The sequence below is a fragment of the Sinorhizobium fredii USDA 205 genome (assembly GCF_001461695.1).
Lineage (GTDB): Bacteria > Pseudomonadota > Alphaproteobacteria > Rhizobiales > Rhizobiaceae > Sinorhizobium > Sinorhizobium fredii.
The window spans coordinates 14,368-26,824 of the sequence record NZ_AUTC01000024.1 but is presented as its reverse complement, the minus strand read 5'-3'; the positions used below and the strand labels follow the sequence as shown (position 1 = coordinate 26,824).

Genomic DNA, 12,457 nt, shown 5'->3' with positions numbered 1-12,457 from the left:
GCGCTATCCCTTGGCTCGCTTCACAAGGTCAGCAATGACATCCCGCACCGTCATGCCCTCGGCGCGGGCGGCGAAGGTCAGCGCCATGCGATGCTGCAGCACGGGTTCGGCAAGCGCGAGGATATCGTCGATCGAAGGCGCCAGCCGGCCGTCGTAAAGCGCGCGGGCCCGGGCACAGAGCATCAGCGCCTGGCCGGCACGCGGACCCGGTCCCCAGGCGACGTTCTTGTCGGTGGCGGCGTTACCGTTGCCCGGCCGGGCGGATCGGACGAGCGACAGGATGGCGTCGACGACCTTCTCGCCGACCGGCATCTGGCGAATGAGGTTCTGAAGTTGCTGAAGGCGTTCTGCATTGATGACGGGGCGGGCTTCAGCCTCAGTTACACCCGTTGTCTCCAGCAGAATCTGCCGCTCGGCGGCGAGCTCCGGATAGCCGACATCGACCTGCATCAGGAAGCGGTCGAGCTGAGCCTCGGGCAGCGGATAGGTGCCCTCCTGTTCGAGGGGATTCTGGGTCGCCAGCACGTGGAAGGGATGCGGCAGGTCCTTGCGGGCGCCGGCAATGGTGATGTGGTATTCCTGCATGGCCTGCAGCAGCGCCGACTGGGTGCGCGGCGAGGCGCGGTTGATCTCGTCGGCCATCAGAAGCTGGGTGAATATCGGACCGGGAACGAAGCGGAAGGATCGATGGCCGGCAGCATCCTGGTCCATCACTTCGGAGCCAAGGATGTCCGAGGGCATCAGGTCCGGCGTGAACTGAATGCGGCTGTTGGCGAGCCCCAGAACGGTTCCGAGCGTGGCGACGAGCTTGGTCTTGGCGAGGCCGGGTACGCCGACGAGGAGCGCATGGCCGCCGGAAAGCACCGCCAGCAGGGTCTGCTCGACGACGCTCTCCTGGCCGAAGATAACCTTGCCGACCTCCGCGCGAATGAGCGCAATTTCCCCGAGAGCCGCCTCCGCGGCAGCGACGATCGCCTTCTCGTCAGCCGTTTCGGCCGCGGTTTTCATAACACTCATCGCCTGTCTCCCGCTCGTGCGCGTCGAACCGATTCGGCATTACCCGCCTTCGGTTCCCCTTTTTTCAATTTAGACCCTGGCAGACGGCTGACAAGCCGCCGCCAACGCACTATCTCGTGAGCTTCAAGAAGCCCCGAAGCATACCGGTGTTTCTCGGCGAAGCGCGAAGTGCGGTCAAGGTGCTCGTAACCGATGACGAACATCCCGCACGTCTCGTGGACGCGCTATGCTTCCGAGGCAAGATTGGGGCCAAACGGGACAGAACAATGGCAGAAACCAAGATTCAGCAAACGGGCGATGCGGCGGGACTTGCCGCCCTGATCGCGCGCGCTGCCGGCCAGACTGGGGGCGAAGCGAGAGGACTGCCGCCGGTCGATCGCTGGAATCCGCCATTCTGCGGCGATATCGACATGGAAATCCGCGGCGATGGAACGTGGTTCTACATGGGCACGCCAATCGGCCGCCAACCGCTGGTGAGGTTGTTTTCCACGGTGCTGCGCAAGGACGACGACGGCAGGACCTATCTGGTCACGCCGGTGGAAAAGGTCGGCATCCGTGTCGCCGATGCGCCGTTCGTCGCCGTCGAAATGAGCGTGACGGTGAGGGACGGCAAAACCGTGCTCACCTTCCGCACCAATGTCGGCGACGTGGTGGAGGCGGGGTCGGAGCATCCGCTGCGCTTCGTCATCCATGGCGACAACCGCGAACTGAAGCCCTATCTGCACGTGCGCGGACGCCTTGAGGCGCTCGTTTCCCGGCCGGTCATGTACGACATCGTCGAACTCGGCGCGACCGCCCTGATCGACGGCGTCGAGATGTTCTGCGTCGGATCCGCGGGGGCCGTCTTCCCGATCATGCCGGCAGCCGAACTGGAAGCGCTGTCGCGATGAACCATCCGCTGTTTTCCGCCGACGAGTTCCGCCGCCGCGCGCTCAGGCAGACAGGCGGTCCGATCGAGACCGCCTGGCGCGACCACGGCGACTTTCTCCTCAACCCCGGCATCGTGTCCTATGTCGAGTCCCTGCATCTGAAGGATGCGGCGGTGCTCGTTCCGGTCGTCGACGACGGCGACGATGCGAGCGTCATCTTTACACAGCGCACCTCGCATCTGCGCAAGCATTCGGGCCAGGTGGCCTTTCCGGGCGGCGCTGTCGATCCCGAGGATCATTCCATCGAGGTGGCGGCGCTGCGCGAAGCGCAGGAGGAGATCGGCCTCGATCCGCGTTTCGTCGAGACGATCGGCCGCCTGCCGCACTACATGGCGATGTCCGGCTTCCGCATCACGCCGGTGCTTGCCGTTGTCCAGCCCGGTTTCGAGCTCGTGCCCAATCCCGAAGAGGTCGAAAGCGTCTTCGAAGTGCCGCTCTCCTTTCTGATGGATCCTCGCAATCATGGGCGCGGAAGCCGCCACTGGGAGGGCGCGGAACGGCATTTCTACAGGATGCCCTATGGCGAACGGAACATCTGGGGGATAACGGCCGGCATCGTCCGCATGCTTTACGAAAGGCTTTATGCATGACTTCGATCGCCGCCGAACCCTGGTTCAAGGCTCCTTCGCTCGGCCGCGTCTTCGAGCTGTTGAACGCCGACGGCGGCGAAGTGCGGGTCGTCGGCGGCGCCGTCCGCAACAGCCTCCTCGGCCTCCCGGCCGGTGACGTCGATCTGGCGACGACCTGGCGCCCGCAGGATGTGGTGGAACGGGCGAAGGGTGCCGGCATCAAGGTGGTGCCGACGGGCATCGACCACGGCACCGTCACCCTGGTGATTGACGGAATACCCTATGAGGTGACGACGCTGCGCCGCGACGTGGCGACCGACGGCCGCCGCGCCGAAGTGGCCTTCGGCATTGACTGGAACGCCGACGCGGAACGCCGCGACTTCACCATCAACGCCCTCTATGCCGACGCCAAAGGTGAGATTTTCGACTATGTCGGCGGGCTGCCCGACATCGAGCGCCGGACGCTGCGCTTCATCGGCAGCGCCGCCGAACGGGTCGCGGAGGACTATCTGCGCATCCTGCGCTTCTTCCGCTTTTTCGCGCATTACGGTTCGGGCCGCCCGGATGCGGAGGGGCTGAGGTCTTGCGCGCAGGCGCGCGCGAAGCTTGCGACACTTTCGGCCGAGCGCGTCTGGGGCGAGATGAAGAAGCTGCTTGCGGCCGAAGATCCGGGTCGCGCCCTGCTTTGGATGCGCCAGGCAGGCGTGCTCGGCGAGGTCCTGCCGGAAACCGAGAAATGGGGGATCGACGCCATTCCGGGCCTGATCGCGGCCGAGAAAATTTTCTCCTGGGTGCCGGAGCCGCTTTTGCGGCTGGCGGCCATCGTCCCGCCCGACGCCGATCGGCTCGAGGCGATGGCGGCGCGGCTGCGCCTGTCGAAAGCGGAAGCGGCCTTTCTTGCTCGATTTGCCGAGACTCCGGCCATTGCCGCCACGCTCGCCGACGCAGCGCTCGACCGCGAACTCTATCGGAAGGGTGCCGAGGGCATTGTTGCGCGCCTCAAGCTTTCGCTCGCGTCAGCGCGGCGCAAATCGGAAACGGATCCGGCCTTCCTGGCCGAGACTGCCGCCTTTCAGCGGCTGTTGACGCGGGCGGAGAAGTGGCAGCGTCCCGTCTTCCCCCTGAGCGGGGTCGATGTCCTGAAGGCGGGCGTCCCCGCCGGACCAAAGGTCGGGGAACTGCTGACGGAACTCGAAAATTTCTGGATCGACCGCAACTTCAATATCGACCGGGCGACGCTTGTCGCCCGGCTCGAATCCTGGCTGCGTCCGGACTGAACGACCGTGTCGCAGTCAGGCAGCCTGGGTCTCGTCGACGATGCGAGCCTTGATGTTGTCGACCATGTTTTCGCGGATGACCGTCTCCCCATGGGTGTCGCGCATGTGCTCGACGACCCGGCGGACGATTTCCGCATCGTTGTCGGCACGGGTATGCCAGGGGCAACCCGGAACGAGAGAACCGCATTCGAATAGGCGCATGGTGTTCTCCTTTCTCTGGACCAGCATGCTTTCGCATCAAGCCAAAGCTGCGTGATCTCATCCAAGAAGTCGGTGCGGGATGCGGGCGAAAGACCGCCGCCACCTTTTCATCCCGCTCTGTCATATTGCAAGTGAACAGAGCCGCGGCCGGGAACTGTCAAGGTCAGCGTAACATCAACCCGAGGTCCGGCCAAATTGTTCCGGCCGGCCGTTGCGCAAAGAATTCCCTGTGAACAAGCGTCTCGATGGTGCTATGGCTTTGCCATCCTCAAGACTTCCAAAGGCCGTTTCCACATCATGATCGCTGTCCAATCGGAACTGACTGCCGCCATCCGTAGCATTCCGGATTATCCGAAGCCTGGCATCGTGTTTCGCGATATCACGACGCTGCTCGGCAATCCGAGGACGTTCCGCCGGGCGATCGATGAACTCGTCCATCCCTATGCCGGAACCAAGGTCGACAAGATCGCCGGCATCGAAGCGCGCGGCTTCATCCTGGGCGGCGCGATCGCGCATCAACTGTCGGCCGGCTTCGTGCCGATCCGCAAGAAGGGCAAGCTGCCGCACGAGACGGTGAGGATCGCCTATAGCCTCGAATACGGCGTTGACGAGATGGAGATGCACAAGGATGCGATCGAGCCCGGCGAAAAGGTCATCCTGGTGGATGATCTGATCGCCACCGGCGGAACCGCCGAGGGCGCCACCAAGCTCCTGCAGCAGATGGGCGCCGACATCGTCGCCGCCTGCTTCATCATCGACCTGCCGGAACTCGGCGGGCGCAAGAAGCTCGAAGCACTCGGCGTCAAGGTCCGTACGTTGATCGAGTTCGAGGGGCATTAGAGCGGGATGAGGAAAAGTGTGCGCGGTTTTCCGCCCACATCCCGCTCCATCGTGGGAGCTGGGCACTCGTTCTGCGCTCGCCTTACGTGAATTCGATGACCCTGCTTTGGAAGCGGATCACTGGCTCGCCGCGTTGGTTCTCGCCCTCGCAGAGGATCGTGTTGATGCGCCAGCCGGGACGGGAGGCGAGGGCGCGGGCTTCGAGGAGCGTGACGGCATAGGTGACGGTGTCGCCGGCATAGACCGGCTTCAGCCACTTGAGCTCCCGGAAGCCGGTAGCGGGTCCGAGTTTCGGCGCGTGCAGTCCTTCTGCCGCGAGCCGCCGGACCTCATCCGTCCAGAAGCGGACGAAGCACTTCATCCAGCCGGCGCTGGTGTGCCAGCCGGAGGCGCATAGACCGCCGAGAAGCGAGTGTCTGGCCTTCTCCTCGTCGAGATGGAAAGGCTGCGGATCGAAATCGCGGGCGAAGCGGATGATGTCCTCCGCCGTGAATGCCAGGCTGCCGACGACGGTCTTGCGGCCGGCCTGATAGAGTTCTTCGAGCGTCATCATGGCTGATGTCCACTCTCGCGGCGTCGAAATATTACCGTAGCTTCGGAAACCGCGACCGGTTCGCCACTCTGATTGCTGATTTCATTGCGGAACTTGACGAAACCGACGCCGGGCTTCGATTTCGACGGGCGCGACTCCAGCACCAGGCTGAAGCCGGAAAGCACATCTCCCGCCAGGACGGGCTTTTTCCAGTCCATGAATTCGATGCCGGGCGAGCCCTGCGAGGACGAGTTACCGAGAAAGGCGTCGATCATCATCCGCATGCCGATAGCGCTCGTATGCCAGCCGGAGGCCGAAAGGCCGCCAAGGATGCTGCGCCTACCGGCTTCTTCGTCGAGATGCATCGGCTGCGGGTCGAACTCGCCGGCAAAGGCGATCATGTCCGCAGCCTGCATTTCTACCGGTCGATAGTCGAAACGTCGCCCCGGCGTGAAATCCTCGAAGTAGAGCATGGCGCCCTCCATGTTAGCCGGACGGATGCGGCTCGCATGTCACGTGTTGAAGCGGAAGTGGATCACGTCGCCGTCCTGTACGACATATTCCTTGCCTTCGTCGCGTGCCTTGCCGACCTCCTTGGCGCCGGTCTCGCCGTTATAGGCAATGTAGTCGTCATAGGCGATCGTGTTGGCGCGGATGAAGCCGCGCTCGAAATCCGAGTGGATGACGCCGGCCGCCTGCGGCGCCTTGGTGCCGCGCGGGATCGTCCAGGCGCGCGTCTCCTTCGGGCCGACCGTGAAATAGGTGATGAGGTCGAGCAACTTGTAGCCGGCGCGGATCAGCCGGTCGAGGCCGGCTTCTTCCAGTCCCAAGGCGGCTAGGAATTCCTTGGCTTCGTCTTCCGGCAATTGGGCGACCTCGGATTCGATCGCCGCCGAGATGACGACGCTTTCGGCGCCCTGGGCCTTGGCCATTTCGGCGACGGCGCGGGTGTGTTCGTTGCCCTCTGCCGCATCGGCTTCGGCGACGTTGCAGACGTAGAGAACCGGATGGGCGGTCAGAAGGTTGAGACCCTGCAGGATGCGCAGCTCCTCGGCATCGAGCTTCGGCAACAGGGTGCGGACCGGCTTGCCTTCCTGCAGGAGCTTCAGCGAGGCATCCATGATCGGAAGCTGCGCCATCGACTCCTTGTCCTTGCCGATCGCCCGCTTGCGGGTCTGCTCGGTGCGCCGCTCGAGGCTATCGAGGTCGGCAAGCATCAGCTCGGTCTCGATCGTCTCGGCGTCCTCGACCGGATGGATGCGGCCTTCGACATGGGTGATGTCGTCGTCCTCGAAGCAGCGCAGCACATGCACCACCGCATCCACTTCGCGAATGTTGGCGAGGAACTGGTTGCCGAGGCCTTCTCCCTTGGAAGCGCCGCGCACCAGGCCGGCGATGTCGACGAAGGAGATGCGGGTCGGAATGATCTCCTTCGACTTGGCGATGTCCGCAAGCTTGCGCATGCGCGGGTCGGGCACCGCGACCTCGCCGGTGTTCGGCTCGATCGTGCAGAAGGGATAGTTCGCCGCCTGCGCCGCCGCCGTCTTGGTCAGCGCGTTGAAGAGTGTGGACTTGCCGACATTCGGCAGCCCGACGATACCGCATTTGAAGCCCATGGCCTAAACCTGTCGTTCTCGAATTTCTTGGGCGTGGCTATGGGATAAAGGAGAGGAGCGGTCAAGGTCTTCGCGCGCTTCGGCTGGAACTCAGCCGGCTTCGACTTGAATGCCGGTGCCGCGCGCGCGATACTGGGTCCGACCCCACCGCATGTCATCAACCGGTGAGTTTTCCGATGAGTGACAATGAAGTCGCCCCCAAACGAAAAACGAGGGTGAAGCCCAAGCTCGAGCGGCCGAGGCTCTATAAGGTGATCCTCGTCAACGACGACTATACGCCGCGCGACTTCGTGGTGATGGTGTTGAAGGCCATTTTTCGCATGAGCGAGGAGGCCGGCTATCGGGTGATGATGACCGCCCATAAGCTCGGCACGTCGGTCGTCGTCGTCTGCGCCCGGGATATCGCTGAGACCAAGGCCAAGGAAGCGACAGACCTCGGCAAGGAAGCCGGCTTTCCCCTGATGTTCACGACGGAGCCGGAAGAGTGAGCCTCGGGGGCTCGCTGAATCCGGTCGAACTTTGGGCGAGATTACGGTAGCAATTCAAAGTTCTACAGCGATCTTTTGAGCGTCTGATAAAACGGGCGGCGCCGCAGGACCGGTGCCGGGAGCGAGGCGGCCTGCTATGCCATCGTGGTCTACCGGGGTGGCTTTCGTCGGCTCGCTCGTATCGAATGGGCATCCTATCGATAGCTCCGGGTCCATGCGGGCGCGCATCTTCGCCTCGAATTCTTCCCGGACCCGCACGATTTTCTGGCGCAGCCACTGGTGAGCGGGATCGCCATTATGGCGGGCGTGCCAGAATACGCTGATATTCGTTGTCGGGAGCGGCACGGGCGCGTTGTAGATTTTCAGGCCCAGATGCGTGGCCATCAGTTCCGCAAATTGGCGCGGAACAGTGGCGAGATGCAGAGAATGGGCGGTCGCAATGGCAACACCTAGCGTATGCGGCAGGATTAGCGCCACATGGCGCTTGCGTCCAACCTTGGCGAGCGCTGGATCCACCACACAGTTCAGCGCGCCGCTGGATGATCTCACCACATGATGAAGTTGGCAAAACAGATCAAGGGGGATCACCTCGCGCGGGGCAATGCCTGCCGCAGCAATACCAGGATGCTTGGCTGAAGCCACGACGACATAGGGCGCAGACAGGAGATGCATGCTGGAGACCCATTCGGGGACATCGAGTTCGGTTTCCAGGGCGATGTCGACCGCGTCTTCCTGGAGCAGCCTCTCGGCATTTCCCCAAGCGTTGTCAACGAGTTGAAGCGAAATAGCCGGGGCTTCCTCAGCGCAGCAACGGGAGAGAGCCGACATCATCATCACCGAGAACACGTCCGAACCAAGGAGCGTAAACCGGCGCTGAATCGTCCCCGGATCGAAGTGCTTTCGCTTGTGCAAGGCAAGCTCGATCTTCCCTAGCGCATCGCGGACAGGCGAGCCGAGCTCCACCGCGCGGGGCGTCGGAATCATGTCGTTGCCACGGCGGATGAAGAGCTGGTCATCAAGGAGGTCGCGCAGCCTTCTGAGCGCCGCGCTCACCGCCGGCTGACTAAGACCGATCTGGTCGCCGGCGCGGGTCACGCTGCGCTCACGGATGAGCGCATCGAAAACCCGCAGGAGATTGAGATCGAATGCATTCAAATTCATCGGTATCCCCACGCTGCAGCGATTTCCCCTCCCCGGAGCAGCCCCAGGGAACGCATCTCTGGCCGATCGGTTTTCGTCGCCATGGACGGGACAGAGAGTGAATTCGTATCCAGAGCGAGGTCGTGCACGCAAGTGCAAATTGCATTCTCGGCAGCCCGACGACAAAACTCGACTTCAACCCGCATCTATCGCATCGTCGCCGCGCTGCGCCGTGCCCGAGGGAACAGGTCGAAGACGGAGCGAGCGGCCCAGCCCGCCGCAGAGCTCCATTCACGGCGTGGATGCGGCACATGTGAATATTGAATTTCACAAAGGCCCGATCGCTTCTTAAACGATGGGTCCAACACGAGTCCGAGCAAGGAACAAGCAGGTCTGACCTGCCGGAGTTGTTTCCGGTTGTATCCAAGGCTGTTGCCGAGGGCATAGGCCGGAATGGACGGGCCGTCTCGCGTCGGCCCGCGCCGTCCACCAATTGCAGCGATCCTGGAGCCGCCCGGCTGTGACGGGCGGGCAAGGCGATCGTGCGTCCATCAAGGAGGGAATGAGGCAATGGCAACGAATCCGGGCACCGACCAGCAGGATTTCATTCTAGGTACGAATACGGCCGATACCCTTTCCGGCGGCTTCAGCTCGGATCAGATATTCGGGCTCTCCGATAATGATGTGCTGTCCGGCGGTTTCCAGAATGACGTGCTCCACGGTGACGACGGAAACGACGCAATCAGCGGCGGTTCCGGCTCCGACAACATTCAAGGGGGAGCCGGAGCCGATTCGATCAATGCCGGTACCGGCGACGACATGATCATGGATTTCGAGCCCGGTGAAAGCGACGGGGATGTGGTTGATGGCGGATTGGGATTCGATACGTTATCGCTGATGTTCATGGATGACGCGACCGCGCTGACCTTCGTCGCGCCGGATCCGATTGCGCAATCGACCCTTGCCGGCGGAATCAAGGTCACCAACGTCGAGCAGTTTATGATTGTCGGCACGAATTTCGCTGACACGATCACCGGCGGCCGTTGGAACGACTTCCTCAACGGCGGCGGTGGAAACGACACGCTGAACGGCGGCATCGGTCGCGATATGCTCGACGGCGCCGACGGCGACGATACGCTCAATGGCGGCAACGGGTTCGATTTTCTGAGTGGCGAAGCTGGCGCGGACACGATCAGGGGCGGCTACGGCATAGACGTCGCCGATGGCGGCGACGGCAACGACAAGCTCTTCGGCGAGGCCGGCAACGACAATCTCACCGGCGGCAACGGGGCTGACGCGCTTTCGGGCGGCGACGGCGACGATACGCTCTACGGCGATGTCGCCTTCAACCTGACCCAGAGCGGAAACGACACTCTCGACGGGGGGAGCGGCAACGACTATCTCAACGGCGGCTTAGGTCTCGACACCGTCACTGGGGGAGACGGCAACGACCGTGTCGGCGTTACCATCGGCCACGGCCGGGACACCATCAACGGCGGCACGGGCACCGATATTCTCGAAGTCATGAACATTAGCGGCACCTTCACCGCCAAGGCGTCCAATCTCTCCAACACCCTGTCGGATGGCACGACCTTCATCAACATGGAGGCCTATTCGCTCGACAGCGGCATGGGCAGTTCAACCGTTGACAACTGGACTACGGGTGACGGCAACGACACGATGCGCGCCCACGACGGGAACGATACCCTCAGCAGCGGCAAGGGCAACGACTCGATCGATGCCGGGAATGGCGTCGACATCGTCAACAGTGGCGACGGCAATGACACGATTGAGGTCGGCAACGGCGGCAAGGACACGATCAGGGCCGGTGCCGGCACGGACACAGTGACGATCGTTCGGCGCGATGCGACCACGGCGCTTACCTTTTCGATCACCGGCGTGACCGGCACGCTCAACGACGGCACAACTGTCACCGACGCCGAGCACTATGCGATCCGGGCGGGTTCCGGCAACGATACACTCACCGCAGGCACGGCGCTCTCCGTCAAGTTCTACGGCGCCAACGGCAACGACAGGCTCAGCGGCGGAAAAGGCAGCGATCTCCTGGACGGGGGAGCGGGCAACGATACGCTCAGTGGTGGCGACGGCAACGACACGATTATTGACGACGGCGGTGCCAACACGATCGATGCGGGGACCGGCAACGACTTGGTGGAACTCGAGATCGCGTCAGGCACCGCTGCCAATTCCATCCTGCTGGGAACCGGCAATGACACGGTGACCATCAACTCGTTTCGCGGGCTCACCGCGGGCAAATTCACCGTCGACGGAGGCACCGGAACGGATACGGCTTCGGTCAACCGCTCCATGGGCACCGCCAACATGAGCTTCGTGCTGTCGCCAAATGCGGTCCTGACCAATGGCGACGTGACACTCAAGAACATCGAAGCCGTGCAGATCTGGACCGGATCGGGCACCGACAGCCTGACGGGCGGCGCGCTCAGCGATCTCTTCCATGGCGGCGCCGGCAATGACACGCTCAAGGGTCTTGCCGGCAATGACAGGCTCTATGGCGGGGTGGGGGCCGACCGGCTCGAAGGCGGTGACGGCAACGATACGCTTCAGGCGACCTACAGCACGCAGTTCGACACCCAGGCCGACAAGCTCTACGGAGGTGCCGGCAATGACAGCCTGCGGATCAACCAGGGCGACTATGCCGATGCGGGCACGGGCACCGACCGCGTCTATGTCGATCTCGCCAATCAGACGACCGGCGTGAGCTTTGCCTTCTCGAACGGCACCGTGACGGTCAACTCGACAACCAAATTTGCCGGCGCCGAAAGCCTGGAATTCTACGGCACCAGCGGCAACGACAGCGTCACCGCCGGCGCTCTCAACGACGTGCTCAAGGGCAATGGCGGCAACGATACGCTGCGAGGCGGCGCGGGCGACGACCGCCTCGAGGATGGTGCCGGCAACGACAAGCTCTATGGCGACGCCGGCAACGACACGCTGATCCGCACCAATGAGACCGGCACCGACAGTTTCGACGGCGGCGCCGGCACGGACACACTGAGGTTCGGCTTCGGCTCGTCCATGTCGGTGAAGCTCGACCTTGCCAACAACGCCAACAATGGCGGCATGGCCAAGGGGTTGACGGTCACCGGGGTCGAGGTCGTCTACGGTTCGGCACAGGACGACGACATTCGCGGCACGTCCGCCAACGAGAAATTCTTCGGCGGCGGCGCGGACGACTTCCTCTTCGGCGGGGCCGGAGACGACGTCCTCGAAGGCGGTGCGGCCGGGGATCTGCTGCAGGGCGGCACCGGCAAGGACCAGTTCGTGTTCCACAGCGACGGCATCGGAACGGGCGACCAGATCGTTGACTTCACGCGTGGCCAGGACAAGCTGGTCGTCGACCGCTCGGATTTCGGCATTGCCGCAAGCGGCAATCCCGGGTTGGTGGTCGGCGCCAACCCGACCGCATCGGGAACGGGGCCGCAATTCCTCTTCGAAACGGACAATGGCCGCCTCTGGTACGACCGCGACGGCACCGGCAACAATTATGACGCCGAACTGATCGTGACGCTGGCAAACAGCAGCACGCACGTATCGACGCTGGCGCTCAGCGACTTCCTGTTCGTCTAGCTTCCGCTGGGGCGGGGCCGGCGGCTGTCGAGGCGCTTGCGGACCATGCCTCGGCGGCCGCCGGAGAGGTCACCGCATCAATCGTCGGGTCGGGCCAGATGGCCGACCCGCATCGAATGAGCCCGCGATGAATGAGCGTCGCGGGTCCTTCATCCACTTGAATCAGACAAGGCCCGCCTGTCGTTCGGCAAGACGATCTCAGCCATGCCACCGCGCAAGGCGAGGCGGCACTAAATTTT

At 63.2% G+C, this 12,457-nt stretch carries 12 protein-coding genes; 6 read left to right on the top strand and 6 right to left on the bottom strand.

What is annotated here, in order from left to right; translation table 11 throughout:
* Positions 1 to 3 precede the first annotated feature (3 nt).
* Entirely contained in the window at positions 4 to 1,017 is a 1,014-nt protein-coding gene (locus N181_RS03395) for an AAA family ATPase (RefSeq protein WP_037400794.1), read from the bottom strand.
* 266 nt (positions 1,018 to 1,283) lie between these two features.
* Here N181_RS03395 and N181_RS03390 point away from each other — a divergent pair, with 266 nt between their 5' ends.
* From N181_RS03390 to N181_RS03380, 3 genes are read left to right on the top strand one after another with little or no spacing between them, the layout of a single operon-like run.
* Positions 1,284 to 1,907 (top strand): DUF1285 domain-containing protein, encoded by a 624-nt coding sequence (locus N181_RS03390; RefSeq protein WP_014329138.1) that lies wholly within the window; start codon positions 1,284 to 1,286, stop codon positions 1,905 to 1,907.
* Positions 1,904 to 2,536 (top strand): CoA pyrophosphatase, encoded by a 633-nt coding sequence (locus tag N181_RS03385; RefSeq protein WP_014329137.1) that lies wholly within the window; start codon positions 1,904 to 1,906, stop codon positions 2,534 to 2,536. Before N181_RS03390 ends, N181_RS03385 begins: the two co-directional genes overlap by 4 nt.
* On the top strand, positions 2,533 to 3,792 hold the full coding sequence (locus N181_RS03380) for a CCA tRNA nucleotidyltransferase (RefSeq protein WP_014329136.1): 1,260 nt from the start codon (positions 2,533 to 2,535) through the stop codon (positions 3,790 to 3,792). The genes N181_RS03385 and N181_RS03380 overlap by 4 nt, the downstream gene beginning before the upstream one ends.
* A 15-nt stretch (positions 3,793 to 3,807) precedes the next feature.
* On the opposite strand, the gene N181_RS03375 is transcribed toward N181_RS03380, so the two are convergent.
* Complete coding sequence (locus tag N181_RS03375) at positions 3,808 to 3,993, bottom strand: DUF1059 domain-containing protein (protein ID WP_012708848.1); 186 nt, start codon at positions 3,991 to 3,993, stop codon at positions 3,808 to 3,810.
* Positions 3,994 to 4,290: 297 nt separating this feature from the next.
* Here N181_RS03375 and N181_RS03370 point away from each other — a divergent pair, with 297 nt between their 5' ends.
* A complete protein-coding gene (locus tag N181_RS03370; protein ID WP_037400797.1) occupies positions 4,291 to 4,833 on the top strand; it encodes an adenine phosphoribosyltransferase in 543 nt (180 codons plus the stop codon).
* 82 nt (positions 4,834 to 4,915) lie between these two features.
* Here the strand turns inward: N181_RS03370 and N181_RS03365 are convergent, their stop codons facing one another.
* The 3 genes from N181_RS03365 to ychF are packed head-to-tail and all read right to left on the bottom strand — an operon-like array spanning position 4,916 to position 6,981.
* Complete coding sequence (locus N181_RS03365; protein WP_014329134.1) at positions 4,916 to 5,386, bottom strand: MaoC family dehydratase; 471 nt, start codon at positions 5,384 to 5,386, stop codon at positions 4,916 to 4,918.
* Positions 5,383 to 5,838 (bottom strand): MaoC family dehydratase, encoded by a 456-nt coding sequence (locus N181_RS03360; RefSeq protein ID WP_014329133.1) that lies wholly within the window; start codon positions 5,836 to 5,838, stop codon positions 5,383 to 5,385. The genes N181_RS03365 and N181_RS03360 overlap by 4 nt, the downstream gene beginning before the upstream one ends.
* A 39-nt stretch (positions 5,839 to 5,877) precedes the next feature.
* The gene (gene ychF / locus N181_RS03355) at positions 5,878 to 6,981 is read right to left on the bottom strand and encodes a redox-regulated ATPase YchF (protein WP_014329132.1); all 1,104 of its coding nucleotides are present in this window, start codon (positions 6,979 to 6,981) and stop codon (positions 5,878 to 5,880) included.
* Between the two features lie 176 nt (positions 6,982 to 7,157).
* On the opposite strand from ychF, the gene clpS reads away from it, so the two are divergent.
* Positions 7,158 to 7,469 (top strand): ATP-dependent Clp protease adapter ClpS, encoded by a 312-nt coding sequence (gene clpS, locus N181_RS03350; RefSeq protein ID WP_012708843.1) that lies wholly within the window; start codon positions 7,158 to 7,160, stop codon positions 7,467 to 7,469.
* Positions 7,470 to 7,523: 54 nt separating this feature from the next.
* Here the strand turns inward: clpS and N181_RS03345 are convergent, their stop codons facing one another.
* Positions 7,524 to 8,630: a LysR family transcriptional regulator gene (locus N181_RS03345; protein WP_014329131.1), complete on the bottom strand. Its 1,107-nt coding sequence runs from the start codon at positions 8,628 to 8,630 to the stop codon at positions 7,524 to 7,526.
* Positions 8,631 to 9,179: 549 nt separating this feature from the next.
* Here N181_RS03345 and N181_RS03340 point away from each other — a divergent pair.
* A complete protein-coding gene (locus N181_RS03340) occupies positions 9,180 to 12,218 on the top strand; it encodes a beta strand repeat-containing protein (protein ID WP_037400800.1) in 3,039 nt (1,012 codons plus the stop codon).
* Positions 12,219 to 12,457 lie beyond the last annotated feature (239 nt).

Bases quoted from the DNA above. Each gene is read 5' to 3' on its own strand.
- N181_RS03395 (WP_037400794.1), bottom strand. From the start codon at position 1,017: ATGAGTGTTATGAAAACCGCGGCCGAAACGGCTGACGAGAAGGCGATC.
- N181_RS03390 (WP_014329138.1), top strand. From the start codon at position 1,284: ATGGCAGAAACCAAGATTCAGCAAACGGGCGATGCGGCGGGACTTGCC.
- N181_RS03385 (WP_014329137.1), top strand. From the start codon at position 1,904: ATGAACCATCCGCTGTTTTCCGCCGACGAGTTCCGCCGCCGCGCGCTC.
- N181_RS03380 (WP_014329136.1), top strand. From the start codon at position 2,533: ATGACTTCGATCGCCGCCGAACCCTGGTTCAAGGCTCCTTCGCTCGGC.
- N181_RS03375 (WP_012708848.1), bottom strand. From the start codon at position 3,993: ATGCGCCTATTCGAATGCGGTTCTCTCGTTCCGGGTTGCCCCTGGCAT.
- N181_RS03370 (WP_037400797.1), top strand. From the start codon at position 4,291: ATGATCGCTGTCCAATCGGAACTGACTGCCGCCATCCGTAGCATTCCG.
- N181_RS03365 (WP_014329134.1), bottom strand. From the start codon at position 5,386: ATGATGACGCTCGAAGAACTCTATCAGGCCGGCCGCAAGACCGTCGTC.
- N181_RS03360 (WP_014329133.1), bottom strand. From the start codon at position 5,838: ATGCTCTACTTCGAGGATTTCACGCCGGGGCGACGTTTCGACTATCGA.
- ychF (WP_014329132.1), bottom strand. From the start codon at position 6,981: ATGGGCTTCAAATGCGGTATCGTCGGGCTGCCGAATGTCGGCAAGTCC.
- clpS (WP_012708843.1), top strand. From the start codon at position 7,158: ATGAGTGACAATGAAGTCGCCCCCAAACGAAAAACGAGGGTGAAGCCC.
- N181_RS03345 (WP_014329131.1), bottom strand. From the start codon at position 8,630: ATGAATTTGAATGCATTCGATCTCAATCTCCTGCGGGTTTTCGATGCG.
- N181_RS03340 (WP_037400800.1), top strand. From the start codon at position 9,180: ATGGCAACGAATCCGGGCACCGACCAGCAGGATTTCATTCTAGGTACG.